This is a genomic window from Brevundimonas albigilva (assembly GCF_023503965.1).
Taxonomy (GTDB): Bacteria; Pseudomonadota; Alphaproteobacteria; order Caulobacterales; family Caulobacteraceae; genus Brevundimonas; species Brevundimonas albigilva.
Genome location: NZ_CP097298.1, coordinates 1,058,300 through 1,081,348 on the forward strand (window position 1 = coordinate 1,058,300; position 23,049 = coordinate 1,081,348).

At 72.5% G+C, this 23,049-nt stretch carries 30 protein-coding genes and 3 pseudogenes; 14 read left to right on the plus strand and 19 right to left on the minus strand.

The features are described 5' to 3' along the window. Positions 1 to 152: 152 nt before the first annotated feature. Positions 153 to 770 carry a DUF2460 domain-containing protein gene (locus MU852_RS05510; RefSeq protein ID WP_249751349.1) on the minus strand — a complete coding sequence of 206 codons (618 nt, stop codon included), beginning with the start codon at positions 768 to 770 and terminating at the stop codon, positions 153 to 155. 95 nt (positions 771 to 865) lie between these two features. On the opposite strand from MU852_RS05510, the gene MU852_RS05515 reads away from it, so the two are divergent. Beyond that, positions 866 to 1,561, plus strand: a complete 696-nt coding sequence (locus MU852_RS05515; protein WP_249751350.1) for a DUF805 domain-containing protein — start codon at positions 866 to 868, stop codon at positions 1,559 to 1,561. Between the two features lie 161 nt (positions 1,562 to 1,722). On the opposite strand, the gene MU852_RS05520 is transcribed toward MU852_RS05515, so the two are convergent. From MU852_RS05520 to MU852_RS05555, 8 genes are all read right to left on the minus strand, one after another. Next, positions 1,723 to 2,244: a phage tail tape measure protein gene (locus MU852_RS05520; protein ID WP_249751351.1), complete on the minus strand. Its 522-nt coding sequence runs from the start codon at positions 2,242 to 2,244 to the stop codon at positions 1,723 to 1,725. Beyond that, positions 2,234 to 2,410 (minus strand): phage tail assembly chaperone, encoded by a 177-nt coding sequence (locus MU852_RS05525; RefSeq protein WP_249751352.1) that lies wholly within the window; start codon positions 2,408 to 2,410, stop codon positions 2,234 to 2,236. Before MU852_RS05525 ends, MU852_RS05520 begins: the two co-directional genes overlap by 11 nt. Continuing rightward, positions 2,407 to 2,688: a GTA-gp10 family protein gene (locus MU852_RS05530; RefSeq protein ID WP_347342349.1), complete on the minus strand. Its 282-nt coding sequence runs from the start codon at positions 2,686 to 2,688 to the stop codon at positions 2,407 to 2,409. The genes MU852_RS05525 and MU852_RS05530 overlap by 4 nt, the downstream gene beginning before the upstream one ends. Positions 2,689 to 2,843: 155 nt before the next feature. Next, positions 2,844 to 3,254, minus strand: a complete 411-nt coding sequence (locus tag MU852_RS05535) for a phage major tail protein, TP901-1 family (RefSeq protein ID WP_249751353.1) — start codon at positions 3,252 to 3,254, stop codon at positions 2,844 to 2,846. A gap of 157 nt (positions 3,255 to 3,411) precedes the next feature. Further along, positions 3,412 to 3,819, minus strand: coding sequence for a DUF3168 domain-containing protein (locus tag MU852_RS05540; RefSeq protein WP_249751354.1), 408 nt, complete (start codon positions 3,817 to 3,819; stop codon positions 3,412 to 3,414). Then, entirely contained in the window at positions 3,816 to 4,112 is a 297-nt protein-coding gene (locus MU852_RS05545) for a phage head-tail adapter protein (RefSeq protein WP_249751355.1), read from the minus strand. The genes MU852_RS05540 and MU852_RS05545 overlap by 4 nt, the downstream gene beginning before the upstream one ends. After that, positions 4,109 to 4,375 (minus strand): head-tail connector protein, encoded by a 267-nt coding sequence (locus tag MU852_RS05550; protein ID WP_249751356.1) that lies wholly within the window; start codon positions 4,373 to 4,375, stop codon positions 4,109 to 4,111. Before MU852_RS05550 ends, MU852_RS05545 begins: the two co-directional genes overlap by 4 nt. A 242-nt stretch (positions 4,376 to 4,617) precedes the next feature. Further along, a complete protein-coding gene (locus MU852_RS05555) occupies positions 4,618 to 5,844 on the minus strand; it encodes a phage major capsid protein (protein ID WP_249751357.1) in 1,227 nt (408 codons plus the stop codon). Positions 5,845 to 5,915: 71 nt separating this feature from the next. Between MU852_RS05555 and MU852_RS05560 the strand changes: the two genes are divergently transcribed. Beyond that, the gene (locus MU852_RS05560) at positions 5,916 to 6,818 is read left to right on the plus strand and encodes a hypothetical protein (protein WP_249751358.1); all 903 of its coding nucleotides are present in this window, start codon (positions 5,916 to 5,918) and stop codon (positions 6,816 to 6,818) included. Here the strand turns inward: MU852_RS05560 and MU852_RS05565 are convergent. From MU852_RS05565 to MU852_RS05590, 7 genes are all read right to left on the minus strand, one after another. Beyond that, a complete protein-coding gene (locus tag MU852_RS05565) occupies positions 6,710 to 7,120 on the minus strand; it encodes an HK97 family phage prohead protease (protein ID WP_249751359.1) in 411 nt (136 codons plus the stop codon). The genes MU852_RS05560 and MU852_RS05565 overlap by 109 nt on opposite strands. A 184-nt stretch (positions 7,121 to 7,304) precedes the next feature. After that, on the minus strand, positions 7,305 to 7,529 hold the full coding sequence (locus MU852_RS05570; protein ID WP_249751871.1) for a hypothetical protein: 225 nt from the start codon (positions 7,527 to 7,529) through the stop codon (positions 7,305 to 7,307). Then, entirely contained in the window at positions 7,529 to 8,101 is a 573-nt protein-coding gene (locus MU852_RS18145; RefSeq protein ID WP_430641195.1) for a phage portal protein, read from the minus strand. The genes MU852_RS05570 and MU852_RS18145 overlap by 1 nt, the downstream gene beginning before the upstream one ends. Then, positions 7,996 to 8,700, minus strand: a complete 705-nt coding sequence (locus MU852_RS18150) for a phage portal protein (protein ID WP_430641196.1) — start codon at positions 8,698 to 8,700, stop codon at positions 7,996 to 7,998. Before MU852_RS18150 ends, MU852_RS18145 begins: the two co-directional genes overlap by 106 nt. 229 nt (positions 8,701 to 8,929) lie before the next feature. After that, on the minus strand, positions 8,930 to 10,054 hold the full coding sequence (locus MU852_RS05580) for a DNA-packaging protein (protein ID WP_249751360.1): 1,125 nt from the start codon (positions 10,052 to 10,054) through the stop codon (positions 8,930 to 8,932). Next, positions 10,020 to 10,445, minus strand: a complete 426-nt coding sequence (locus tag MU852_RS05585) for a hypothetical protein (protein ID WP_249751361.1) — start codon at positions 10,443 to 10,445, stop codon at positions 10,020 to 10,022. The genes MU852_RS05580 and MU852_RS05585 overlap by 35 nt, the downstream gene beginning before the upstream one ends. Before the next feature lie 124 nt (positions 10,446 to 10,569). After that, entirely contained in the window at positions 10,570 to 11,010 is a 441-nt protein-coding gene (locus tag MU852_RS05590; protein ID WP_283843852.1) for a YcgN family cysteine cluster protein, read from the minus strand. Between the two features lie 118 nt (positions 11,011 to 11,128). Between MU852_RS05590 and MU852_RS05595 the strand changes: the two genes are divergently transcribed. Continuing rightward, the gene (locus tag MU852_RS05595) at positions 11,129 to 11,443 is read left to right on the plus strand and encodes an endonuclease domain-containing protein (RefSeq protein ID WP_283843797.1); all 315 of its coding nucleotides are present in this window, start codon (positions 11,129 to 11,131) and stop codon (positions 11,441 to 11,443) included. A 181-nt stretch (positions 11,444 to 11,624) separates the two neighbouring features. On the opposite strand, the gene MU852_RS05600 is transcribed toward MU852_RS05595, so the two are convergent. Both MU852_RS05600 and MU852_RS05605 read right to left on the minus strand, forming a co-directional pair. Further along, positions 11,625 to 11,963 (minus strand): DMT family transporter, encoded by a 339-nt coding sequence (locus MU852_RS05600; protein WP_249751364.1) that lies wholly within the window; start codon positions 11,961 to 11,963, stop codon positions 11,625 to 11,627. Next, positions 11,960 to 12,538, minus strand: coding sequence for a TetR/AcrR family transcriptional regulator (locus MU852_RS05605; RefSeq protein WP_249751365.1), 579 nt, complete (start codon positions 12,536 to 12,538; stop codon positions 11,960 to 11,962). Before MU852_RS05605 ends, MU852_RS05600 begins: the two co-directional genes overlap by 4 nt. Positions 12,539 to 12,621: 83 nt before the next feature. Here MU852_RS05605 and MU852_RS05610 point away from each other — a divergent pair, with 83 nt between their 5' ends. Further along, entirely contained in the window at positions 12,622 to 13,584 is a 963-nt protein-coding gene (locus MU852_RS05610; protein ID WP_430641197.1) for an ATP-binding cassette domain-containing protein, read from the plus strand. A gap of 62 nt (positions 13,585 to 13,646) precedes the next feature. Further along, positions 13,647 to 14,605 (plus strand): annotated as a pseudogene (locus MU852_RS05615) (ATP-binding cassette domain-containing protein); the annotation flags it as partial. 3 nt (positions 14,606 to 14,608) lie between these two features. Here MU852_RS05615 and MU852_RS05620 read toward each other — a convergent pair. Then, positions 14,609 to 14,785, minus strand: coding sequence for a hypothetical protein (locus tag MU852_RS05620; RefSeq protein ID WP_249751366.1), 177 nt, complete (start codon positions 14,783 to 14,785; stop codon positions 14,609 to 14,611). A gap of 282 nt (positions 14,786 to 15,067) precedes the next feature. Here MU852_RS05620 and MU852_RS05625 point away from each other — a divergent pair, with 282 nt between their 5' ends. The 9 genes and pseudogenes from MU852_RS05625 (at position 15,068) to MU852_RS05660 (ending at position 22,990) form a co-directional block, all read left to right on the plus strand. Next, positions 15,068 to 15,208, plus strand: a complete 141-nt coding sequence (locus tag MU852_RS05625) for a hypothetical protein (RefSeq protein ID WP_249751367.1) — start codon at positions 15,068 to 15,070, stop codon at positions 15,206 to 15,208. A 6-nt stretch (positions 15,209 to 15,214) separates the two neighbouring features. After that, positions 15,215 to 16,198 carry an alpha/beta hydrolase gene (locus MU852_RS05630; RefSeq protein WP_249751368.1) on the plus strand — a complete coding sequence of 328 codons (984 nt, stop codon included), beginning with the start codon at positions 15,215 to 15,217 and terminating at the stop codon, positions 16,196 to 16,198. A 139-nt stretch (positions 16,199 to 16,337) separates the two neighbouring features. Then, a pseudogene (locus tag MU852_RS17765) lies at positions 16,338 to 16,451 on the plus strand (hypothetical protein); the annotation flags it as partial. 67 nt (positions 16,452 to 16,518) lie between these two features. Beyond that, positions 16,519 to 16,773 carry a hypothetical protein gene (locus tag MU852_RS05635; RefSeq protein WP_249751369.1) on the plus strand — a complete coding sequence of 85 codons (255 nt, stop codon included), beginning with the start codon at positions 16,519 to 16,521 and terminating at the stop codon, positions 16,771 to 16,773. Next, a pseudogene (locus MU852_RS05640) lies at positions 16,770 to 18,076 on the plus strand (PQQ-dependent sugar dehydrogenase). Before MU852_RS05635 ends, MU852_RS05640 begins: the two are co-directional and overlap by 4 nt. A 621-nt stretch (positions 18,077 to 18,697) precedes the next feature. After that, positions 18,698 to 19,846, plus strand: coding sequence for a TonB family protein (locus MU852_RS05645; protein ID WP_249751370.1), 1,149 nt, complete (start codon positions 18,698 to 18,700; stop codon positions 19,844 to 19,846). A gap of 58 nt (positions 19,847 to 19,904) precedes the next feature. Further along, complete coding sequence (locus MU852_RS05650) at positions 19,905 to 20,960, plus strand: ABC transporter substrate-binding protein (protein ID WP_249751371.1); 1,056 nt, start codon at positions 19,905 to 19,907, stop codon at positions 20,958 to 20,960. A gap of 78 nt (positions 20,961 to 21,038) precedes the next feature. Further along, on the plus strand, positions 21,039 to 21,872 hold the full coding sequence (locus MU852_RS05655) for a hypothetical protein (RefSeq protein ID WP_249751372.1): 834 nt from the start codon (positions 21,039 to 21,041) through the stop codon (positions 21,870 to 21,872). Beyond that, a complete protein-coding gene (locus MU852_RS05660; RefSeq protein ID WP_249751373.1) occupies positions 21,869 to 22,990 on the plus strand; it encodes a DUF2336 domain-containing protein in 1,122 nt (373 codons plus the stop codon). Before MU852_RS05655 ends, MU852_RS05660 begins: the two co-directional genes overlap by 4 nt. Positions 22,991 to 23,049 lie beyond the last annotated feature (59 nt).

Sequence of the window (23,049 nt, forward strand, 5' to 3'; positions counted from 1 at the left end):
CGCCCCGCATGGCACAGCGTCGCCGCCCCGCTTTCGATGCGGGCGGCCAGTTCCTCGGATATGTCTCTCATCTCAATCCTCTCCCTCCCCGCGCCGGGGAGGGTGGTCGCGCAGCGACCGGGTGGGGCGGGCCAGGCGACACGCCGCCATCCTCAGACCCTCACCTCGATCAGCGGGACCGCCGCCATCCGCCCGGCCTCGAAGGTCTCCAGCGTCGCCTCGATCCGGTCGCTGTCGAACCGCACCGGCGTGTCGAAGTGGAACCCCGCCGTCACCGCCTGGCCCGCCCCCGGCGCCGCCTCCAGCGTCACCACCCCCGTCGTCGTCTCCACCGCGAAGGCGTCGGGGGCCAGTTCCACCCCCGCCACCGCCGCCCGCACCGTCCCTTCGACCGGCTTGGCGATCGGCCGCGCCACGTCGCCGTACAGCTTGACCAGCGAAAACGTCCGCCGCGCCCCCGTCCCGACGCCCAACATCTGGTCCAGCGGCCCGGGCGTCGCGCCCGGCGCGCACGACCTGTGGTCGGCGAAATCCTTGAACCGGAACCCGTGCAGCCGCCCCCGCCGCGCCTCGAAGAAGGCGACCAGCTCGGCCATGTCGTCCAGCGACCGCAGATTGGCCCCGATCAGATAGCGCCTGCGCCCCATCGCCCAGGGCGTCGATCGCCGCTCGTGTCCCGACGCCAGGGTCGCGATCTCGGTCCGTCGCTCCACCCCGCCGGTCGAGCCGAACGCCAGCCGCGCCGGCAGGCGCACCTCATGGAAGGCCATCCCCAACCTTTCCCTCGTTTCGCTTGTTCGAAAATCCGTGCTCGTCCATGCTCCGCGCGCGGCCGGAGGGGCCGCTTCACCCAGGAGCGAGACGCGTGCGCGGAGAAGTCCTCAGCTACGACAGCACGGCCGGAACCGGCCTCATCAGCGGCGACGACGGCGTGCGCTACGGCTTCGACGCCGCCGCCCTGCAGTCCCCGGCCACGCCTGCGCCGGGCGTGCGGGTCGATTTCGTGGCCGACGGCGACCAGGCGACCCAGATCCTGATCCTGGCCGGCTCGCCCTCGACGGTCGGCGTCGCCGGCGCCGCGCCGCTCGCCGCGGGCTCGGGCTTCGACTTCCAGTCGGCCATGTTCTCCTTCGAGGGCCGCCTGCGCCGCTCGCACTTTTGGATCGGCTTCCTGATCATCTTCGGCGCCAACGTCGTGCTGGGCTGGATCCCGATCCTCGGCTGGCTGATCTCGCTCGCCCTGATCTGGCCGAACCTGGCGATCGCGGTGAAGCGCCTGCACGACATGGGCCGGACCGGCTGGCTGGTCGTCGCCCCCTATCTGATCGGCTTCGCCCTGCTGATCGCCGGCATGGTCATCATGTTCGGCGGCATGGCGGCCACGGGCATGACCTCGGACTACTACGAGGACAATCCGGCCGCGGCCCTGGCCGTCATGGGCCCGGCCTTCGGCGTCTTCGCCCTGTCCTTCTTGGTCGGCGTCGCCTTCCTGCTGTGGGTCGGCCTGACCGACAGCCAGCCCGGCGACAACCGCTTCGGCCCCAATCCGAAGGGCCTCTGACCTAGATCCTCCCCGCGTTGCGGGGAGGGGGACCGCGTAGCGGTGGAGGGGGCGGACGCCGCACGACGCCAACCGTCCAAACCCAGTCCGTTTCGCCCCCTCCACCACGCTTCGCGCGGTCCCCCTCCCCCGTTACGCTACGCTTCACGGGGGAGGATCGCTCAAATCCGCCGCGCGCCCAGGCTGACGGCCCGCGCCAGCATCTGGGCGATCTGCGCCTCGGACCGCAGCAGCGCCGGCGCCCCGCCGTCCACCGTCACGTTCACCGTCACCCCGCCGCCCGGGACCGGCTCGACCACGCCGCCCGTCGCCGGCCGGAACACCTCCGGACCGCGCTCGCCGACCAGATAGGCGCCGCCGGCCGACACCGGCCCGCCGTCCGCCCGCGCCCCGCCGAACGCGCCCAGCGCCGCCTGAACCGCCGCGCCCAGACCGCCCGACCCGGCCGCCGCCGCATTGACCGCGTTCAGCACCGCCCGCGCCAGCTCGCCCAGGCTCACCTCCCCGTCCGCCGCCGCCCGCGCCAGCGACCGCGTCAGGCTGTCGCCCGCGCGTCCGAAGGCGTCCTCGATGGCGTCGGCCGCCTCCCGCGCCGGCGCCTTCAGCGCCTCCAGGGCGGCCGCCGCCTCGGCCGCCTGACGCGGCACGCCGTCCAGCCCGCCCGGCTCGAACTCATCCGCCATCCGGCCACTCCTCCATCATCCGCTCCAGCGCCGTCCGCCCCAGAGGTCCCGCGCCCGCCGGCGCCTGGACCAGCATCCGCCATTCCCGCAGCGACAGCCGCCAGAACGCCTCGGGCGCGATCCCCAGCGCCGCCGCCGTCCGCAACATCTCGGCCCAGGGCGTCATCCGGCGGCGGCGGCGAACGCCCGCGCGACGGCCTCCGCCGCTTCGCGCGGCTGGACCGCCTCTGCCGCCGAACCATCCTCGCCCCCGCCCCGCAACAGCGCCGCCAGCACCACCATCAGATCCCTGCCCGACAGCGCCCGCATCCGCTCGGCGACGCCGCCCAGCCCCTCGACCCCCAGCCCCGTCTCGATCTCCGCCAGAGAGCCCAGCGTCAGGCACAGCCTCCGCTCGCCCCCGCCAGCCTGACGACGACCTCGCCCCTGACGCCATTCATTCAAATCCTCCCCGTGAAGCGCAGCGTAACGGGGGAGGGGGACCGCGAAGCGGTGGAGGGGGCGGACGCAGACTCGGTCTCCACATTCCACACCCAGCTCGCTTCCGCCCCCTCCACCATGCTGCGCATGGTCCCCCTCCCCGCTGACGCGGGGGAGGATCAAATCGCGCTGAACGCCACCGCCCCGGCGCTGGCCAGGCTGATGGCGAAGGTCGCCTCGCCGCCGTGGTCGCCGGCGTATTCCAGCGCCGCCACCAGGAACGGCCCCTCCAGCACGCCGAAGTCCGGCACCACCAGCCGCCAGGTCTTGGCCGCCTGCTCGAAGAAGGCCTCCCTGACCAGCGCATCCGACGCCGCGTCGCGAAAGATGCCCTGCCCCGACACCGCCGCCGACTTCACCCCCGCCCCCGCCAGCAGCTCGCGCCACCGCCCGGCGCTGTCGCCGTCGGTCGCATCGACCGTGCGCGCATTCAGCGAGATCGTCCGCGCCCTCAGCCCCGCCACCGTCGTGAACACGCCCGGCGCGCCCTCGATCTTCAGCAGCATGTCCTTGCCGGCTTGTGCCGTCATGTCTGTTTCTCCATCCCCGAATTCTCCCTCCCCGTCCGGGGAGGGTGGTCGCGCAGCGACCGGGTGGGGGCGGCAAGGCGATACGCCTCGGCCGCCGGCCCTTCCCACCCCGCCGATGCTCCGCATCGGCGTCCCTCCCCGGCCAGGGAGGGAGAAGTCACGCCGCCACGCCCTCAGTCACCGCCCTCAGCCGCACCACCGCCCAGGTCCGCCGTCCGTCGCCCGAACGGGCCACGTCCGACCAGACGACCCGCAGCGACACCGTCCGCACCCCGTCCGCCTCCAGCGTCGCCTCATGCAGCCGCGCCCGCACCGCCGCCGAGATCGCCTTGGCTTCCTCGGTCCCGGCGAAGCGCGACACCGCCGTCAGGGTCAGCGCCTGCTCGACCCCGCCGCCGTCGGCGTCCAGCGGCCGGCTCTCGCACCGTCCGACCAGCAGATGCGGAAACCCCGCCCCCTCCGGCGCCTGATCCCACACCCGCCCGCCCAGCAGGGCGTCCACCGCCGCATCGGCCTTCATCGCCGCGACCAGGGCCTTCTGCAGCGCGCTCTCGTGATCGGTCATCGCACCCGCTCCAGCCCCAGCTTCGCCCGCCCTGGCCGCGTCGGCTCGACCGTCACGATGGCCCAGTCCGCCCCGCCGAGGCGCAGGCGTCGCCCGACCGCCAGCCGCGCATCGGCCCGCGCCTCCGCCGTCATCGTCTCCACCGCATGGCGCTCGTCGCCGGACCCGCGCTCCTGGCGCCGTCGCGCCCCGCATTTCAGCCAGGCCGAGCCCGCGGGCTCGAACGTCACGCTCCGCCCGCCATACGGCGTCTGCGCCTCCACCGCCCGGTACAGCCCCGCCAGAACCGTCACAGCCGCACCACGCGATAGGGCGCGATCCACCCCTCGACCGGCGCGACGCTCATTTCCGCCTCGCCCCGCTCATAGGCCCTGAGCGCCAGCATCAGCACCGCCAGCCTGAGCGGCGCCGGCGAGGTCGACGTCAGGCTCAAGCCCACGTCCCCCTCCACCCGCGCCTGGGCCGCCTCGACCAGCGTCTGGATCAGCCCGTCCTCGGCCTCATGCTCGACCCGCAGGAACAGCTTCGCCTCCGCCACCGTCACCGGCTGCGCCATGCAAACCTCCAATGTTCAGAAAAATCAGATCCTCCCCCGCAAGGCGGGGAGGGGGACCGCGAAGCGGTGGAGGGGGCGGACGCCGCACCGGCTTGGAAACCGGAGTCACGAATATGCCGGCCAAAACCGAGTCCGCTTCCCCTCCACCACGCTGCGCGCGGTCCCCCTCCCCGTTCCGCTGCGCTTCACGGGGAAGGATCGCCTCAGCTCGCCGCGAGCTTCATCACCTTGCCTCTCGGCGACTACGTCGCGGCGAACTTCATCACCTTGATCGCGTCGAAGTTCTGCACCCCGCCGCCGACGCGCTTGGTGGTGTAGAACAGCACATAGGGCTTGGCCGTGAACGGGTCGCGCAGCACCCTGACCCCCGCCCGGTCCACGATCAGATAGCCGCGCTGGAAGTCGCCGAACGCGATCGACAGGCTGTTCGCCGCCACGTCCGGCATGGTCTCGATCTCGGTGATCGGATAGCCCAGCAGGCTGGCGTTCTCGCCCAGCCGCGCCGCCGGCTGCCAGATGTAGTTCCCGTCCGCGTCCTTGAACTTGCGCACCGTCGAGACCGTGCGCCGGTTCATCACGAACCGCCCGTTCGGCCGGTACTGGGCCTTGGGCGCATAGATCAGGTCGATCAGCCGGTCGGTCGGATTGGTCGCGGCGAAACCGCCCGCCGCGCCCGACGCCACATAGCCGATCTGGCCCCACGCCTGGTCCGCGTCCGCCACGGCGGCATAGCTCAGGAACCCCTTGGGCTTGTTCGTCCCGTCGCCGGTGACGAAGGCCTGGGTCTCCTGGGCGGCGAAGGCGTCCTCGACCTCGCCCGCCAGCCATTCGTCCAGGTCCACCAGGGCGTCGTCCAGCAACGCCTGCGTCGCCGCCGGACTGGCGTACAGATCGGCCGACGGAAACTCCAGCAGCGCCAGCGTCGCCGGGTCCGTCTCGGGCCGCGCCGCCGTCTCGGCCACCCAGCCCGAGGCCACGCCCGCCGTCGACACCGGCTTCCTGAACACGCCGGCCGCCACCGTGCGCACCGTGGCGATCTCGCGCATCGGCGACACCGCCATCAGCCGGCGCTCGATGGCCCGCTCGGTCTCATACGGCACGACATAGCCGCCCGAGGTCGCGCCGGTGCTCAGCCCCGCCTTGGTCTCCAGGCCGACGGATTGGCCGGTCTTCAGATAGCCGTCCCACGCCGCCTTCGCCTCCGGCGCCGACGCCGGCTCGGCCGCCTCCCCGCCGATGACGGGCCGCCGGTTCTGGCTCATCGCCCGGTCCAGCCGCGCCTGAGCCGCCGCGACCGCCTGGTCGATGCGCGCCACCTTCTCCTCCAGCAGCACGTCGGCCGCCGCCTTCCTCTCGATCTCGTCCAGCCGGGCGTCGTTCGCCCCCTTGAACGCCTGGAACGCCGCCATCACCTCGCGCACGGCGTCGCGCGCCTCCGGCGAAGCCGGGGCCTGTTTGGTCTCTTTCATGATGTCTCCGGTTGAAGAACCGCGTCTTGCGGCTAGTGTCGGGACGTGAACCGTCCTCTTGAAATCGTCTGATGGCCGCCCGCCTCACCCGTCTCGAAAGCGCCGTCCTGGACGCCCTGGCGTGGGAGTTGCGCGATGTCGTCCCCGACCTGGCCGGCCAGGTGGAGGAAAGCCTGCCGGGCCGACGCCGCAACACCGGCGCCGGCCTCTATTCGGAACTGATCGTCGACCGCCATCGCCCGCCGCCCCGCGCCGAGGCCCAGCGCCGGATCACCGGCCTTTTCGGCACGGTCCACGTCATGGTCGGCGACCTTGAGGATCCCATCGGCTTCCAGGTCGAGCTGCGCCAGGGCCGGCTGATCGCCCTGCACGGCCAGAGCTACGGCCAAGACACCCGCGCCATCGACTTTGCGACTACGCCCTTCGACGAGGTCTTCACGATCGACGAAACCGGCGAGTCCGTCCTCTACGAGCCCGCCGCCCACCGCCGCGAAAGCCCGCTTCACCGCCTGCACGACCACCCGGACATCGTCCCGCCCGGCCCGGCCGACGGCTCCGTCGCCCCGGTTCCCGACCGAAAGCTCTCGGCCCTCCAGCGGGTCCAGTTGGAGCCGACGCCGGAGTCCAACGCCAAGACCTTCGGCCTGCCGTCGCCCGACGAACCGACGCCGCCGCCCGTGGCCACCGGCCCGGTCGCCCTGGTCACGACCGGCCTTCACCTGCTGCTCGTCGTCGTCGGCCTGATCCTGGTCTTCGCCTTTCGCTTCTCCCTGGTCTTCGTCTTCCTCGTCGGCCTGTGGGCGGTGCGCGCCATCAACGGCAAGAAGGGCCGCGCCGCCGTCCGCGACCTGACCGAGCGCCTGCGTCAGGCCGGCGTCCTCGACAGGCTGAACCGCGCCCCCGGCAGCATGGGGAAGGTCACCAGCGACACCTCCCACAGATCGACCCCGCTCAGGACCCGCAGCCGGCCCTGACGCCGCGCCCGCGCGGTGCGATAGCCGATCGACAGGCCGTCCAGCGCCCCGGCCCGGCTCAGCGCCTGGGCCAGCCGCGCCTCGGGCGACCAGTCCATGATCCGCCCCCGCACGAACAGGCCGCGCGCGTCCTCGGCGATCGCGTCCCACACCCCGACCACCGCCCGGCCGTCGTGGCCGTGCAGCATGCGCACCCCCTCGGCGCCGGTCTTGGCCAGGCTGTCGGCGAACGCCCCCGCCTGCACCACGTCGCCGTTCAGATCGGCCGCGCCCCACAGGGAGGCGTAGCCTTGGATGACCAAAGCTCCTCCCCCGCCTGCGGGGAGGGGGACCACGAAGTGGTGGAGGGGGCGGACGCCGCACGAACGCCGGCCCAGGTCGCTTTCATTTCCTGGCGGCCAAGATCCAGCCCGTTTTCGCCCCCTCCACCACCCTTCGGGCGGTCCCCCTCCCCCGCTTCGCGAGGGAGGATCGTTCCAGACGTCCTCACTTCTCCTCCAGCCTCCGTTCGATCCGCTCCACGGCCGCCGCCGTCGCCTCGCCCTGCGCCTCCAGCCGCGCCAGCCGCTCGGCCACCAGCCTCTGCTCGCCCACCCGCTGCTCCAGCGTCGCGATCCGCGCCGCCGCCCCGCCGGCCCACAGCAGACCCGCGATCGTCTGCACCGCCAACGCCGCGATCAGCGCCGCCGGCGCCTTCCTCAACTGCTCCATCATTGCCCGACCCCCGCCATTCGCCGCCGCTCCTCGTCCGTCAGGAAGCTCGCGCCCTCCAGCCGCGCCCACAGCGCGTCCCGCTCGGGCTGCAGCGCCGCCACCGCGTCCAGGTCGGCCCGCACCTCGCAGCCCGCGAACCGCTCGCCCAGCCACCCCGTCAGCGCCCCCGCCGCCTTCCTGACCAGCGGGATCACCGTCTGCCTCCAGAACGCCGCGTTCGCCTCGCGATAGTTGGCGTAGGTCGCATCCCCCGGTATCCCCAGCAGCTGCGGCGGAACCCCGAAGGCCAGGGCGATCTCGCGCGCCGCGGCGTGCTTGCCGGCCGTGAAATCCATCTCCGCCGGCGTCAGGCTCAGCGGCTTCCAGTCCATGCCGCCTTCCAGCAGCACCGGCCGCCCCGCGTTCGCCGCGCCCGCATAGTTCTCGTCCAGCTGCGCCTTCAGCGCCTCGAACTGGTCGTTCGTCAGCCGCTCGCCGTCGCGCGCGCCATAGACCAGCGCGCCGCTGGGCCGCGCCGCATTGTCCAGCAGGGCCTTGTTCCAGGCCCCGGCCGCATTGTGCGCGTCCACCCCCGCGCCGCCGCCTCCAGCGGCGACAGCCCGTACCAGTCGTCCAGCGGGTGCCACAGCTTCAGGTGCATCACCGGCGCCCAGCCGTCCGCCGCCCGGCCGATCCGCACCGACCGCCCATCGACGCAATAGTCCCACGCCTCGGGCCAGCCTGACCGCCCCGGCACCACCTTCACCCGGTCGGACCGCAGCGCCCACAGCTCGTCCGGCGCCCCGTCCCCGTCCGCGTCCCCGGTCGCCTCGACATAGGCGTTGCCCGACACCTGCAGCGCCCCGTACAGCGCCTCCATCAGCTCGGCCCCCGATTGCTCGGGATTGGGCCGCCGGATCAGCTTCGCCAGCGGATGGGCGTCGTCCCGCGCCCCGTCCACGAACACCGCGAACGGCGCGGACGCGGCGGCCTCGGCGATCATCCGCACGCAGCGATAGGCCACCGCGTTCCGCTGATACCCCTCGCGCGCCAGGCTGGCGTAGTCGTTCGGCGTCCACCTGGGCCTTCCCACGGACGAGAAGGCCGCCACCGCCCCCGCCCGGCTGGCCTTCGCCTCGGGCGCAGCCGCCCGCCCCCGCTGGCCGAACGGCCATCGCATCGAAACCATCGAAATCTCCCTGAAACCAATCCTCCCCCGCGAGGCGGGGAGGGGGACCACGAAGTGGTGGAGGGGGCGGACGCAGACTCGGTCTTCACCGTGGAAATTCTGAGAGCAGACGTTCAACGCTCGTGCGCTATCCGCCCCCTCCCCCACCCTTCGGGCGGTCCCCCTCCCCGCTTTGCGGGGGAGGATCAGATCACCCGTATCCTCGGCCCTTCCGACCGTTCTTCCAGCATCAGCCGCGTGATCCCCCACACCAGCGCGTCGGCCCGGTCCGGGCTCTTCCCGCCCCCGCACCCCAGCGCCAGCATCTCTCTTCCAGCGCCGGAAAGTCCCCGCAGTGGACCACCCGCCCCTGTTCGTACAGCAGCGCCACCGGCTCGGCCCGCGCCGCCTTGGACCGCGACGCATGGACCAGCTTCACCGGCGCGGCGCAGTCCGCCTGCGCCAGCACCGACCGCACCATCTCGCCGCCCTGGTTGCCCTCGGCCACGATCTCCCGCGCGCCGAAATCCGCCACCGCCTCCGCCACCGCCCCGGCCCACCCGTGCGGCGACATCCCCCGCACCGTCCGGTCCGCCAGCACGAAGGCCCGGCGCTCCTTCCGTCCCACCACGACAATGCCGCAGGCGTCGCCGTGCGCGGTCGCCGGCGGATCGACCGCCACGACCACCCGGTCCAGCTCGGCCGGCCGCGCGCCCTTCGCCCGCTTCAGGTCCTCGATGCGGAACAGGGCGCCCTCGCCCTCGACCACCAGGCCTTCCAACTCCTGCGCCTCCAGCCGCGTCCCGCCGTACAGCGCCGTCAGATGCGCCAGGAACCCCGGCGCCAGGTTCTTGGCGTTGGCCGCCGTCCCCGCCCGCTCCGTCACCGTCCCCGCCTCGGCCATCAGCCGCCTCAGCGCCGGGATCGGCCGGGGCGTCGTCGTCACCGCCAGCTTCGGATCGTCCCCCAGCCTCAGCCCAAACCTCAGGTTGGACAGCACCGCCTCCGGCTCGCGCCAGGCGCAGAACTCGTCGGCCCACGCCCCATGAAACTGCGGCCCGCGCAGGCTGTCCGGATCCTCCGCCGAAAAGGCGTAGGCGGCCGAGCCGTTCTTCCACAGCAGCCGGCGCCGCCCCGCCTCCCAGCGCGGCCGATCGCCCGGCTCGGCCAGCGCCTTGATCCCCGACGCCCCCTCGACCATCACCTCGCGCACGTCGTGCAGGGCGGGCCCGACCAGAGCCAGATTCACCAGGCTCCGACGCGCCAGGGTGTCGATCCACACCGCCCCGGCGAACGTCTTGCCCGACCCCCGGCCGCCCAGCAGCAGCCAGGTGCGCCAGTCAGGTCTCGTCGGCGGAACCTGGTGATCGTTCACCCGCGCCTTGCGGAGCTCCCGCCTCAGCGGCGCTCCCTTCAGCGTCTCGAGCTCGCTTTGCCTCGATGATGCCGTCGAGCCGATCGCAGTGAGCGGCCAACTCGCGTCGCAGCCGCTCGTCTTCCTCGGGGTCGTAGATCCGTCCACCCATCTCGTCCTCTTCGCTGTCGGCGGCCAGACGGGGTTCCAGCGCGGCCACCGCCCTGGCCGCCCGCGCGATCACGCCGACCGCGCGGGCCAGCTTCTCGGCCTCGGCCACGCCCTCGACCTTCGGCGCGTCGCAGACGGCGTCCAGCGCCTCGTCCACCTTGGCCTTCAGCCGCGCGCAGACATGCCCCAGCCAGCCGGCGCTCTCGCCCCCGGCCCCCGTCTCGTCCCCATGTCTCGCCATGAACCAACCATAGCGCACCAGCGTCCTCAGGCGCGTCGATCGCCTCGAGAAAAGCACAAGCCCATGATTTCGTTGAATTCAGACCAGCGTCATTATGATGGTTCGCCGGCTCGACCTGGCGCCCTCAGCCCCGCTCCAGCGCCCATTCCGGCGCCTCGAAGTCCAGCGCGTCCTCCGGCTCGGCCAGCGACAGTTCCGAGATCGTCTGCCCCCGCACCGACACCCCCGCCGCATGCACCGTCTCCCGGTCGCCCGACACCAGCGGATGCCACCACGCCAGGTCCCGCCCCTCGTGGATCCGGCGATAGGCGCAGGACTTCGGCATCCACTCCAGCGCCTCGATGTTTCCGGGCGTCAGCTTGATGCAGTCCGGCACGTGCTTCTTGCGGTTCGCATAGTCCGAACAGGCGCACGCCTCCGGATCGAACAGCTTGCAGTGCACCCGCGTCGGAATCACCTCGCCGGTGTCCTCGTCCTCGAACCGCACCACGCAGCACAGCCCGCACCCGTCGCACAGGCTCTCCCACTCCACGGGGTTCATCTCGGCCAGGGTCTTGGTCCGCAGAACATCAGGTCCTCCCCGCCCGCGGGGGAGGGGGACCGCGAAGCGGTGGAGGGGGCGGACGACGCACCCTGCCGGACCAGACTTGCCAACGGCGCAGCTTATGATTGTGATGCGTGCCATGAGAGCGCCGGTCCTTACCCAAAAACGCGCCAGAAGTCTCCGCCGAACCCTGTCTTTGCCCGAAGTTCTGATCTGGGCGCGCATCCGCGGCCGCGGCTTCCGCCGCCAGCACGCCCTCGGCCCCTACATCCTCGACTTCTATCGCTTGCGCGACCGCCTCTGCATCGAGATCGACGGCCAGCAGCACGACGCGGCCCACGACGCCCGCCGCGACGCCTATTTCGCGGACGCCGGCATCCGCACCCTCCGCGTCCCCGCCACGGCCGTCCTCCGCGACCCCGACGCCGTCGCCGACTTCATCCTCTCCCTCTAAAGATCCTCCCCCGCAAAGCGGGGAGGGGGACCACGAAGTGGTGGAGGGGGCGGACGCGGACTCGATATTCGATGATCAGACTCGCAGAACTAACGCCCGACATCAGCGCGCTGTCCGCCCCCTCCACCACGCTTCGCGCGGTCCCCCTCCCCGTTCCGCTGCGCTCCACGGGGAGGATCAATCAGTGCGAAACGGCCTTGGAGAACAGGTTGATGACCACCACCCCGCCCACGATCATCGCCAGGCCGACCACCGCCGGCGGGTCCAGCCTCTGCCTGAACAGCACCACGCCGATCGCCGAGATCGCCACCACGCCCAGCCCGCTCCAGATCGCATAGGCGATCCCCACCGGCATCTGCCGCAGCGCCAGGCTCAGCAGGTAGAAGGCGACCAGATAGCAGGCCGCCATCCCCAGCGTCGGCCACAGCCGGCTGAACTGCTCGGACTTCTGCAGCAGGGTCGTGCCCGCCACCTCCAGCCCGATGGCGCCCAGCAGCGCCGCCCATGTCGCCGGGCTCATGCGTCGTTCCCCGTGATCGGGTGGCCGGGGGTCAGCAGCGACAGCAGCGCCTGCCGCTGCTCGGCCGAAACCTGATGGAGGCCGAACAGGTCCGACATCCACAGCCCATCGGCGATCAGCCTCAGCATCAGGGCGTCGTCCGCCCCGACGGGGTCGCTGGGATCGTCGGCCTTCACCCGGTCGATCCAGCCCTTCCAGCGCAGGGCCAGCGCCGGCTCTATGGCGCAGGCGGCCATGACGACCCGGCCGATGCTGACGTCCTGCGGCGTCACCGGCTCGGTCACCGTCGCCCTCAGATAGGCGCGCGCATTGCGGCCATAGGGTTCCGGGTCCCGCGCCGCCTCGGCCAGGATGCCGTCCGTGTGCAGTTGGCCCAGATGGTCGATCATCCCCTCCAGCAGGGCGATCTTGGTCGGGAAGTGGTGCAGAACCGCCCCCTTGCTGACCGTCGTCCGCGCCGCCACGGCATCCAGGGTGAAGCCCGACGCCCCCAGTTCGGCCGCGACCTCCAGGGCCTTGTCGATGATCTCGGTTCGGGTGTCGTCGGGCGCGCGGCGGCGAGTGGCGGTGTCCATTTGCCCTACATACCGGCCGGACGGTAACAGTCAATTTCCGAAGCCCGTGGCGGTTCGCCGCCCCCTCCTCTATATGGCCGCCAATGGCCGCCAGACCCCCCTTAGTCGCCCTCAAGGACGTCCGTCTCCAGGACGGACCCCGCCCCCTGTTCGACGGCGTCGACCTCGCGGTCGAACCGCGCAGCCGCGCCGCCCTGGTCGGCCGCAACGGCGCCGGCAAGTCCACCCTGATGAAGGTCGTCATGGGCCTGATCGAGCCCGACAGCGGCGACCGCTCGGTCCAGGCCGGCACGCGCTTCGCCTATGTGCCGCAGGAGCCCCTGATCGTGGGCGACACGCTCCTCGACTACGCCGCCTCCGGCGAGGCCGAGCCCTGGACGGCCGAGGCCTGGCTGACCACCTTCGGCCTGGACCCCGCCAAGTCCACGCAAGGCCTGTCCGGCGGCGAGACCCGCCGCGCCGCCCTGGCCAAGGCCTTCGCCGAGGAGCCGGACCTGCTGCTGCTGGACGAACCGACCAACCACCTCGACATCCTGGCCATCGAACTGCTGGAGACCGAGCTTCTCCAGGCCCGCTTCGCCGTCCTGGTCGTCAGCCACGACCGCGCCTTCCTGAACCGCGTCACCGACACCGTCCACTGGCTGGAGGGCCGCCGCGTCCGCACCCTGAACAAGGGCTTCGTCGAGTTCGACGACTGGTCCGCCAAGGTCATGGAGGAGGAGGCCGAATCCCTGCGCCGCCTGACCAAGAAGATCGAGGCCGAGACCTACACCTTCTACCGCTCCATCACCGCCCAGCGCACCAGGAACGAAGGCCGCGCCCGCGCCCTTCAGGCCATGCGCGCCGACCGCGCCGAACGGGTCCGCGACCTGCCGCGCGAACTGAACCTCGGCGTCGATTCCGGCGCCGTCTCCGGCAAGCTGGTGGCGGATGTGAAGGGGGTCAGCAAAGGGTTCGCCACCTCGATCCTCCCCGCGACGCGGGGAGGGGGACCGCGCGCAGCGTGGTGGAGGGGGCGGAACCGGACTCGCTCTCGACGCTTCTGACGCCGGTGCGACGTCCGCCCCCTCCACCCCTTCGGGGTCCCCCTCCCCGCAAGCGGGGAGGATCACGCCGCACCCTGTTCAAGAACCTCACCACCCGCATCCTGCGCGGCGACCGCCTGGGCATCGTCGGCCCCAACGGCGCGGGCAAGACCACCCTGGTCAAGGTGCTGCTGGGCGAACTGGCCCCCGACGAGGGAACCGTCCGCATGGGCGCCAACCTGGAGCCCGTCTATCTGGACCAGTCGCGCGAGGGGCTGAAGTCCGACATGACCCTGTGGGACGCCCTGACGCCGGGCGGCGGCGACAGCATCCTGGTGCGCGGCCGCTCGATGCACGTCGCCGCCTACGCCAAGGACTTCCTGTTCCAGGAGGCCCAACTGAAGCAGCCCATCTCGACCCTGTCGGGCGGCGAACGCAACCGCCTGCTGCTGGCCCGCGCCCTGGCCAAGCCGGCCAATCTGCTGGTCCTGGACGAGCCGACCAACGACCTGGACATGGACACGCTGGACAAGCTGGAGGAGCTGCTGGAGGGCTACGACGGCACCCTGATCCTGGTCTCCCACGACCGCGACTTCATCGACCGCCTGGCCACCTCGACCCTGGCCCTGAACGGCCGCGGCGACATCGTCGAGACCCCCGGCGGCTGGACCGACTTCCTGCGCCAGAACCCGGGGTTCCTGAGCGGCGAGTCGCGGGTGGCGAGCAGCGAGAAGAAGAAGTCGGGCGCGGCGGCGACAAGCGACGAACCCGTCGCCCCCGCCCCTCGCCCCTCGCCCCTCCCAGGAAGAAGCTCTCCTACAAGGACGCGCGCCGGCTGGAGGAGCTGGAGAAGCTGCTCGAAACCCTGCCCGCGGCCATCGCCCGGCACGACGCGACCCTGGCCGATCCCGACCTGTACGCCCGCGACCCCAAGGCCTTCGACGTCGCCATGAAGGCCGCCGAAAAGGCCCGCGCCGAGCTGGAATCCGCCGAACTGGAATGGCTGGAGCTGGAAGAGAAGAAGGCGGCCCTGGCGGGCTGAGCCTCAGCCGTCCGTCGGCGCCGGGTCCTTCGGGGCCGCCGCCCTGGCGCGCCGATCCTGCACCACGCCCACGACGATGGCCGCCACCAGGCCGAACGGGAACCACAGCCCGAACTTGCCGGTCAGCAGGCCGATCAGGCCGAAGATCAAGAGCACGGCGAAGGGCGTCAGGCGTTTCATCCCGCCAGGCTAGGCCGACAGGCCGCGAGTCGTCCAGAGCGACATCGATTTCGCGACCCTAGGATGCTCTCCGGGAGGCGAAGCGGGACGCCGACGCCCGGATCGTCCAGCTGCGCCGGACGCTTCACACCTACGCCATCGCCGCGGGCGGAGGCGCTGTCGCCCTGATCGTGACCCGGGGGCCGAACGACACGATCTGGGCGTGGGTCGGACTGGTCGTCGCACTGGCGCTGCACGCCGCGACCATCTATCTTGCGCCTGTCGTAGCGGAGGCTCCCGACGATGACTGACGGCGACATTCTGGCTGGCCTGATCGCGATTCTGGCGATCACGACGCCGCTGACCGCCTGGGCCGTTCAGTTGAAGCGGCGCTCCGACCGCCTGTCCCGCGAGATCGAAGAGCACGACGCCAAGGCCCGCTAGGCCCCCATGCCCCTGCGCGTCCATACCGTCGACTTCCCGCCGCCGCAGTTGGCGGCCCAGCGGCGCATCAACGCCGTCCTGGCCCGCGCGCCGCGCCTGCGCACCGACCCCTGGCGGATCGAGGCGGGCCAGCGGCTCTCGACCTGGCTGGACGCGGCCGCCGGCCGGCTTCACGGCCCCCGCCTGAAGAAGCGCGGCGTCACGGTCGAGGTCCGCGCCCCGGACGAGGACCTGTCGGTTCCCCTGCGCATCCTGCGGCCCGAGGGCCCGCCCCGCGCCGTCGTCCTGGACATTCACGGGGGCGGCTGGGTGCTGGGCAGCGCCAGCCTGAACGACCGGCTGAACGCCCATCTGGCGCGGCGCGGCTTCTGCGTCGTCTCGATCGACTATCGCCTGCTGTCGGAACGGCGCGGCGTCTTCATCGAGGCGGCCATAGAGGACTGTCTTCAGGCCGCCTACTGGACCGTCGGCAACGTCGACCAGCTGGGCGCCGCCGATCTGTTCGTCGCCGGGGAATCGGCCGGCGCCCACCTGGCGGCCCTGACCGTGCTGGCGTTGCGCGACCGGGGGCTGGTCGACCTGGTGCGGGGCTGCGTCCTGGCCTACGGCGTCTATGACCTTTCCGGCACGGAGAGCGTCCGCGCGGCCGGGCGCGACACGCTGCTGTTCAACGGCCCGACGATGCGGGCGGACCTGGCCCGGCTTGCGCCCGACCGCGACGAGGCGGCGCTTCGGGCGCCCGACGTCTCGCCCCTCTACGCCGATCTGTCGGGCCTGCCGCCGGCCCTGTTCCTAGCGGGCGAGTACGATCCCCTGTTCCAGGACAGCCTCTTGATGGCGCGCGGGTGGGCCCAGGACGCGGAGGTCGACCTGATCCGCGTGCCCGAGACCCCGCACGGCTTCCTGCATTTCGGCGGCCCGGCCGCGCGCGGCGCCCGCATCGCCGTGCGGCGCTGGCTCGAAGCCCGGCTGGCCGGCTCCGCCGGCTGAGGCCCGGCTGGCCGCCTCCGCCGGCTGAGGCCCGGCCTGGCGCGTGAAACCGCCGCATCGGCCGATCTCGCGAAACCAAAAGCCACGCTGGGGATTGGACCCTGGCTCACAGGTTCGGGATCGAGGAGGAACAGAGCCCATGCTTTCCACGACAGGGGACATACGCGCCCGACTTCGCCCCTTGCACGACATTCTGCTGGGCTTTCCGATCGTGCTGTTCGTCTTCACCGTCTTCACCGACATCGCCTATCTGAAGACCGCCGAGATGCAGTGGTCGAACTTCTCGGCCTGGCTGATCGTGGGCGCCCTGGTTCGGCGGCGTGATCGGCGTCTGGGCCCTGGTGCGGCTGGCGCTGGACTGGCGCGGCCCCGCCCGGCGCGACAGCGCCGTCTATGTCGGCGCCCTGGCGCTGGCCTGGGTCGTCGGCTTGGTCAACGCCTTCAAGCACAGCCAGGACGCCTGGAGCTCGGTCGGCGCCTTCGGCCTGACCCTGTCGATCCTGTCCGCCCTGCTGGCCCTGGCGGCCGGCTGGTTCGCCTATTCCACCCCGACCGTGCGGGAGATCGCCCGATGATCCGTCGTCTTCTCGCCGCTCCGGCCGCCTCGGCCCTGGTTCTCGCCCTGGCCGCCTGCGGCGGCTCCAGCGACCCGTCGCTGAACCAGACGGGCGCCCAGCCCGACCTGCCGCGCCAGGACCAGACCCTGATCCCGCCGATGAAGGTCTCGCCCCCGGTCCCTGGAACGGCGAACTGCCGACCGTGCCCGCCGGCTTCACCGTCACCCCCTTCGCCACCGACCTGAAGATCCCGCGCCAGATGCTGGTCCTGCCGAACGGCGACGTGCTGGTGGCCGAGGGATCGGGCGGCAAGGAGGCCCCCAAGCTGCGGCCCAAGGACGTCATCGCCGGCGTCATCAAGGCCCGCGGCAAGAGCAGCGTGAAGGGCGGCGACCGCATCACCCTGCTGCGCGACGCCGACAACGACGGCCGGCCCGAGCTGCGCGCCGTCCTGGTCCAGAACCTGAACGCCCCCTACGGCCTGGCCTATGTCGACGGCGCCCTCTACGTCGCCGAACAGGACGCCCTGACCCGCTTCCCGTTCCAGCCGGGCCAGACCGGCATCTCCGCGCCCGGCCAGCGGGTCACGGACCTGCCCTCGCACATCAACCACCACTGGACCAAGGCCCTGACCGCCAGCGCCGACGGCCGCTTCCTCTATGTCGGCATCGGCTCCAACTCCAACGTCGGCGAGCGCGGCATGGAGGTCGAGCAGGACCGCGCCGTGGTGTGGGAGGTCGATCGCCAGACGGGCGCCCACCGCACCATCGCCGAGGGCATCCGCAACCCCACCGCCCTGGCTGTCGAGCCGGCCACCAACCTGCTGTGGTCCGTGGTCAACGAGCGCGACGAACTGGGCCCGCAGCTGGTGCCCGACTATCTGACCCAGGTGCGCGACGGCGCCTTCTACGGCTGGCCCTACAGCTACTGGGGCCAGACCACCGATCCGCGCGCCCATCCGCAGAAGCCCGACCTGGTCGCCCGCGCTATCCGCCCCGATTACGCCCTGGGCTCGCACGTGGCGGCGCTGGGCCTGGACTTCGCGCGTGGCGGCGGCTTCGGCGGCGCCTTCTCGACCGGCGCCTTCGTGGGCATGCACGGCAGCTGGAACCGCCAGGATCCGTCCGGCTACAAGGTGGTCTTCGTCCCCTTCGCCAACGGCCGCCCGTCGGGCCCGCCCGTCGACTTCGCCACCGGCTTCCTGAAGGACGGCAAGGCGCGCGGCCGCCCGGTCGGCGTCGCCTTCGACCCCGCCAAGCGCGTCCTGCTGGTCGCCGACGACGTGTCGAACACCGTCTGGCGCATCGCGCCGGGCGGGTGAGGCCGCGGCCCTCGCTTTCTGTGGACAACGCAAGCCGCTGATCGAAAACAGCGATTTCGATCCGTCCACGGATATGCACAGGGTTGTCCCCGCCGCCGGGCCAGTGGTGCACATCGGGGCGGGATCGGGCGCTTGCCTCATAGCGGGTTTCGTCGGAACGTCAACGGGCCAGAGGGACACGGCGGCGCGGAAAACCAGGGGAGACCTTGGAAATCAAGCGAACCGGCCCGGCTCTCCGACCTGGCGCTTCGGGCGGTCTTCGGACCGTAACGGGTGACAGGCGGGATCCAGGCTCCGACCTTCCCGGTCTTCGGATCGGACAGGACGGGGAACCGGATCGGGATCGATGGACGGCGCGGACCCCAGGGTTTGCGCAAACGCCGGAGACCAGGAGCGCGACAGGATACAGCCGACCGCCCTTTCAGGTTCGCCTGCGACGGCGCCCAGGCCGAGGTCCAGACCCGAACGGCCAAGTCCAACCCGGACTTGGCGAGGGGACGAAGAGCACGGGTTCGCCCCGGACGCTTCGTCCCCTCGCTCAATTCCGGCGGCGATTTCACGACAAGGCGCTAGACAGCCGCCGCTTCCTTCTGCAGCCATGGCGGGCAGATGGAGGTCTTCATGCGTGTCGTCCCCCTGGTCGTCCTGACGGCGGCTTCGGCCGTGATCCCGGCCTGGGCGCAAGCCGGCGGAGAGCGGCCGCCGCAGCACGCGCCCGTCATCATCCCGGGGCCCGGCCCCGATGGCGCCGATCCGGTCGAGCCCATGACCTTCCAGGTTCCCGACGCCCAGGCCGCCTGCGACGGCGAAGCCGTGACCCCCGCCTACAGCGAGATCCTGCCCGCGCGGGAGGGGATGCGCCTGGCCGGCCCGGACCTGGTCCTGGCCTTCGCCACCGCGCCCGATGGCCGGGTGACGGATTTGCGGCCCGTCGGCGCCCCTCCCGCCACGGAGGCCAAGCTTCAGGCCGCCTTCGCCGCCTGGCGGTTCGAGCCCAGGGCGCGCGCCGACTGCCGCCTGACCGTGACCTGGCGCACCGTCGCCCTGGCCGAGGCGGAAACCCCCGACCTGCTCAACTATTTCGCGGTCGACCGCCGAACGGGAAGGCTGCGCGACGCCGTGGCCCGCCGGCTGGGTGGGGACGGCGCCGACTGCGGCGAGCGCTGGGGCGGGCGTCGTCCGGCGGTGGCGGCCTATCCCGACTTCCTGCGCGGCCGCCGACCGCCGCCCGGCGGCAGCAGCTGGACGGTGGTGCGCTGGAACATCGCGGCGGACGGCCAGGCGTCCCAGGTCGAAATCCTGGGCTCCTCCGGCGACGCCGACCTGGACGCCGAGGGTCTGCGCGCGGTGTCGGAAACCCGAATGCGCCCCGGACCGGCGCGCACCGGCTGCGTCTATAACTTCTACCGGACGGGCGAGACCCTGCCCGCCCCGCCGATGCCGGCGCAAGAGGATCGGCCGGACCCGTTGGCCGCCTGCCCCGAGGCCATGGACGAGCGGTTCCGGGTTCGACCCCGCCTGGTCTTTCCCGAGGTCTTCCGACAGCGGGCGATCGAGGGATGGGCGCTGGTGCGGTTCGACGTCGCGCCGTGGGGCGCGATCGGCAATGCGGCCGTGATCGAGGCCCAGCCGGCCGCCCTGTTCGGCGAGGACGCCCTTCGCCTGGTCCGCGCCAGCCAGGCCACGCCCGGCTTCGAGGCCGGCGTCCGCTGCGTCGTTCCGGTCCGTTACCGCATCGAGGCGGGAGACGACACGTCCGCCCCCGACTGACGCACGCCCTTCTGACGCCCGCCTTCCCAACGCCGCCATCCGCCCCTAAACCAGCGCCATGATCCAGCGCGGGAATCGCCCCCTCCTGACCCGGCGTCGCGCCCTGCTTGCGGGCGGCGCGGCCGTCGTCGGCGCGGGCGCGCTGGCCTTGCGCGCCTGCGGGCGGACCGAGGCGCCGGTGGACGACCAGGGGCGGGTGCGGCTGCGCTTCGCCACCGACGCCCGCGCCGGGGCCGAACACGGCGGCTTCTATCAGGCCGTGGCCGGCGGGGCCTATGAGAAGCGCGGGCTGAACGTCCAGATCGTCCAGGGCGGACCGGGGGTGAACGTGCCCCAGTTGCTGGCCTCGGGCGCGGTCGAGCTGGGCCTGGGCGCCAGCAGCTTCACGCCGATGAACCTGGTCGCCTCCGGCGCCCCCGTGCGCGCCGTCGCCGCCTTCTTCCAGAAGGACCCGCGGGTCCTGATCGCCCACGCCGAGCCGGCGGTCGAGGACCTGGCCGCCCTGGCCCAGCTTCGGGGCCGCCGCTTCCTGCTGGCCGAGCCGCAGGCCGCCGGCCTCTGGGTCTGGCTGAAGGCGACCTACGGCCTGGCCGACGACCAGGCGCGCGTCGTCCCCGACCGCGCCGCCGCCTTCCTGGCCGAGCCGCGCGCCGTGCTGGAAGGCGACCTGACCGTGGACCCCCACGCGGTGGAGCAGGCGGCGGACTTCACGCCCCAGGTCTTCCTGCCGGCGGACGCGGGCTATCCCTCCTACGGCGGCCTGGTGCTGGCGCCCAACGCCTTCGCGCGCGACAACGCCGGCGCCCTGCGCAGCTTCATCGCCGCCTCCGCCGAGGGGTGGCGCGACTATATCCGGGGCGACCCGTCGGCGGCCGACGCCCTGATCCGGCGCGACAACCCTGAGATGAGCCAGGCCCTGCTTGACCAGGCCCGCGCGCGGCTTCGCGACAACGCCGTGGTCGACGGCGGCGATGCGGCCCTGTTCGGCCTGGGCGCCATGACCGAGGAGCGCTGGCGCGCCTTCTTCGAGGTCGCCAGCCGGGGCGATGTCTATGACACGGGCCTGAACTGGCGCGACGCCTTCACCAACGCCTACCTGCCCGGCCGCGGCTGACAACCGCAGCACGGCGCGTTAGCGCGCGATTAAGCGCTGCCGGCTGGGGTGGATGCGACCCTCAATCGGAGCGCCGTCTTGCGCCGCATCCTGCTCACCACCGTTCTGCTCGGCGCCGGCCTCGCGCCGGGCGTCGCCCTGGCCCAGCAGCAGCCGACCAACGGCGCCGGCCTGCGCTATCTGTCCTGGCCGGGCAAGGCGGCCGTCGCCGCGCGGCCGGCGACCGCCCCCGCCCCTGCCCTCGACGCCGCGACCGAGGGCGCCCGCCCGGTTCCGACCCGCGCCGCCGCATCGACCGCCTCCCTGCCGCTGGCCCGGATCGCCCCCGCGCCGATCCCGACCTCGACCTCTCGCGGCCTGACCCCGGCCAGCGCCTGGCTGGCGCCCGCGCCGCGCGCCCCCGAGCCCCAGCCCCAGCCCCAGCCCCAGCCGCAACCTCAGACCCAGCCTCACGCCCTGGCCGAGCCGACGCCCCGCCAGCCGGAGGCCGCCGCGCCGTCCGCACCCGTCCCCGCGCCGCAGGCCCGCGTCCAGCCCCAGCCCGCGCCCGAACCCGCGCCCGCCGAACCGGCCCCGGTTCAGGCGGCCGTCGCCGACCCGATGGCGCCCCGCCGCGACGCCCCGATCTTCCGCCTGCAGCGGCCCGACGGCGCGACGGCGGCCGCGCCCGAGGCCGGCGCCGCCCCTTCCGCCCAGAGCGCCCGCTACTATTCGGTCCACCGCCAGGCGGGGCACGAGCCGGACGCCATCCGCACCCCGGCGCCGGTCTATCTGGACGCCCTGCCGGTGCAGATGGCCCAGACGCCGACCAGCGCAGACCTGGCCCAGCCCGACGGCCCGCCGGCTCTGGTGCGCAACACCGACGGCTCGGTCCGCGCCCTGCCCCAGACCCAGGCCGACGACCTGCCATGACCGCTGCAGCCGCCGCCGCGGAGGCCGCCGTCGAAGGCTCGCGCCTGCCGCACCTGATCGCCCTGGCCGGGGAAACGTCCAGCGACAAGCGCCGCCTGCTGCTGCGCGAGCTGACCGACCACTTCTTCGGCGAACCCCCGGTCCACACCGCCGCCGAGACCGCCCTGTACGGCGACGTCCTGGCCCAGCTGTCCGACGAGATGGAGACGGCGGTCCGCGCCGAACTGGCCAGCCGTTTCGCCGAGGCGCCCCATGCGCCCCATCGCCTGATCCAGCGCCTGGCCAATGACGAGGTCGAGGTCGCCGACAAGGTCCTGCGCGCCTCGCCGGTGCTGACCGACGCGGACCTGATCACCGTCATCCGCAGCCGGGGCCAGGGCCATATCCGCGCCGTCTCCGGCCGGGCCGAGGTGTCCGAGGCCCTGTCGGACGCCATCGTCGAACACGGCGACGACGAGGCCCTGGGCGCCCTGCTGAGAAACGACGGCGCCCGGCTGTCGCGCGCGGCGTCCGAAACGGCGGTGGAGCGGGCCAAGGTCAATCCGGCCCTTCACGCCGCCACGGTCGAGCGCAAGAGCCTGCCCGCCGACCTGCTGAACGAGATGTATTTCGTCGTCGAGGCCCGGCTGCGCCAGCATATCCTGGAGCAGAACGCGCGCATGGATCCCGACCTGCTGGAGGCCGCCCTGGCCGCCGGCCGCACCCGGGTCGCGACCGACGACGGCGCCCTGCCGGCCGACTACGCCGAGAGCGTCGCCTATGTGAACGAGCTGCGCGCCGCCGGCCAGCTGACGCCCCAGGTGCTGGCGCGCTTCCTGCGCTCGAACGGCCGCACCCCCTTCCTGGTGGCCCTGTCGCAGCTGGCCGACGTGGACTTCCACACCGCCCGGCGCATCGTCGAGCGCAAGGAGCTGGACGCCCTGGCGGTCATCTGCAAGGCGGCCGACATGGACCGGGCCATCTTCCTAACCTACGCCGTCGTGCTGCTGGGGTCCGAGGACAATCCGATGGGCAAGGCCGGCGCCTACGGCCGGCTGTATGGCGAACTGAGCCGCGACGCCGCCCTGCGCACCCTGCGCTTCTGGCGCATGCGCCGCGGCGCCCAGGCGGCCGCCTGAACCAAACCGGATGCGCCTCGCCGCCCTGCAGGTGAGGGCGATTGGAAACGCCCGCCTCC

Excerpts from the sequence above, each read along its gene's own strand:
- MU852_RS05510 (WP_249751349.1), bottom strand. The coding sequence starts at position 770 with ATGGCCTTCCATGAGGTGCGCCTGCCGGCGCGGCTGGCGTTCGGCTCG.
- MU852_RS05540 (WP_249751354.1), bottom strand. The coding sequence starts at position 3,819 with ATGACCGATCACGAGAGCGCGCTGCAGAAGGCCCTGGTCGCGGCGATG.
- MU852_RS05585 (WP_249751361.1), bottom strand. The coding sequence starts at position 10,445 with ATGGCGAGACATGGGGACGAGACGGGGGCCGGGGGCGAGAGCGCCGGC.
- MU852_RS05520 (WP_249751351.1), bottom strand. The coding sequence starts at position 2,244 with ATGGCGGATGAGTTCGAGCCGGGCGGGCTGGACGGCGTGCCGCGTCAG.
- MU852_RS05650 (WP_249751371.1), top strand. The coding sequence starts at position 19,905 with ATGATCCAGCGCGGGAATCGCCCCCTCCTGACCCGGCGTCGCGCCCTG.
- MU852_RS05600 (WP_249751364.1), bottom strand. The coding sequence starts at position 11,963 with ATGAGCCCGGCGACATGGGCGGCGCTGCTGGGCGCCATCGGGCTGGAG.
- MU852_RS05570 (WP_249751871.1), bottom strand. The coding sequence starts at position 7,529 with ATGGAGCAGTTGAGGAAGGCGCCGGCGGCGCTGATCGCGGCGTTGGCG.
- MU852_RS05630 (WP_249751368.1), top strand. The coding sequence starts at position 15,215 with ATGCCCCTGCGCGTCCATACCGTCGACTTCCCGCCGCCGCAGTTGGCG.
- MU852_RS05620 (WP_249751366.1), bottom strand. The coding sequence starts at position 14,785 with ATGAAACGCCTGACGCCCTTCGCCGTGCTCTTGATCTTCGGCCTGATC.
- MU852_RS05595 (WP_283843797.1), top strand. The coding sequence starts at position 11,129 with ATGAGAGCGCCGGTCCTTACCCAAAAACGCGCCAGAAGTCTCCGCCGA.
- MU852_RS05525 (WP_249751352.1), bottom strand. The coding sequence starts at position 2,410 with ATGACGCCCTGGGCCGAGATGTTGCGGACGGCGGCGGCGCTGGGGATC.
- MU852_RS05560 (WP_249751358.1), top strand. The coding sequence starts at position 5,916 with ATGGCCGCCCGCCTCACCCGTCTCGAAAGCGCCGTCCTGGACGCCCTG.
- MU852_RS05535 (WP_249751353.1), bottom strand. The coding sequence starts at position 3,254 with ATGACGGCACAAGCCGGCAAGGACATGCTGCTGAAGATCGAGGGCGCG.
- MU852_RS05645 (WP_249751370.1), top strand. The coding sequence starts at position 18,698 with ATGCGTGTCGTCCCCCTGGTCGTCCTGACGGCGGCTTCGGCCGTGATC.
- MU852_RS18150 (WP_430641196.1), bottom strand. The coding sequence starts at position 8,700 with ATGGTTTCGATGCGATGGCCGTTCGGCCAGCGGGGGCGGGCGGCTGCG.
- MU852_RS05605 (WP_249751365.1), bottom strand. The coding sequence starts at position 12,538 with ATGGACACCGCCACTCGCCGCCGCGCGCCCGACGACACCCGAACCGAG.
- MU852_RS05660 (WP_249751373.1), top strand. The coding sequence starts at position 21,869 with ATGACCGCTGCAGCCGCCGCCGCGGAGGCCGCCGTCGAAGGCTCGCGC.
- MU852_RS05625 (WP_249751367.1), top strand. The coding sequence starts at position 15,068 with ATGACTGACGGCGACATTCTGGCTGGCCTGATCGCGATTCTGGCGATC.
- MU852_RS05550 (WP_249751356.1), bottom strand. The coding sequence starts at position 4,375 with ATGGCGCAGCCGGTGACGGTGGCGGAGGCGAAGCTGTTCCTGCGGGTC.
- MU852_RS05555 (WP_249751357.1), bottom strand. The coding sequence starts at position 5,844 with ATGAAAGAGACCAAACAGGCCCCGGCTTCGCCGGAGGCGCGCGACGCC.
- MU852_RS05610 (WP_430641197.1), top strand. The coding sequence starts at position 12,622 with ATGGCCGCCAGACCCCCCTTAGTCGCCCTCAAGGACGTCCGTCTCCAG.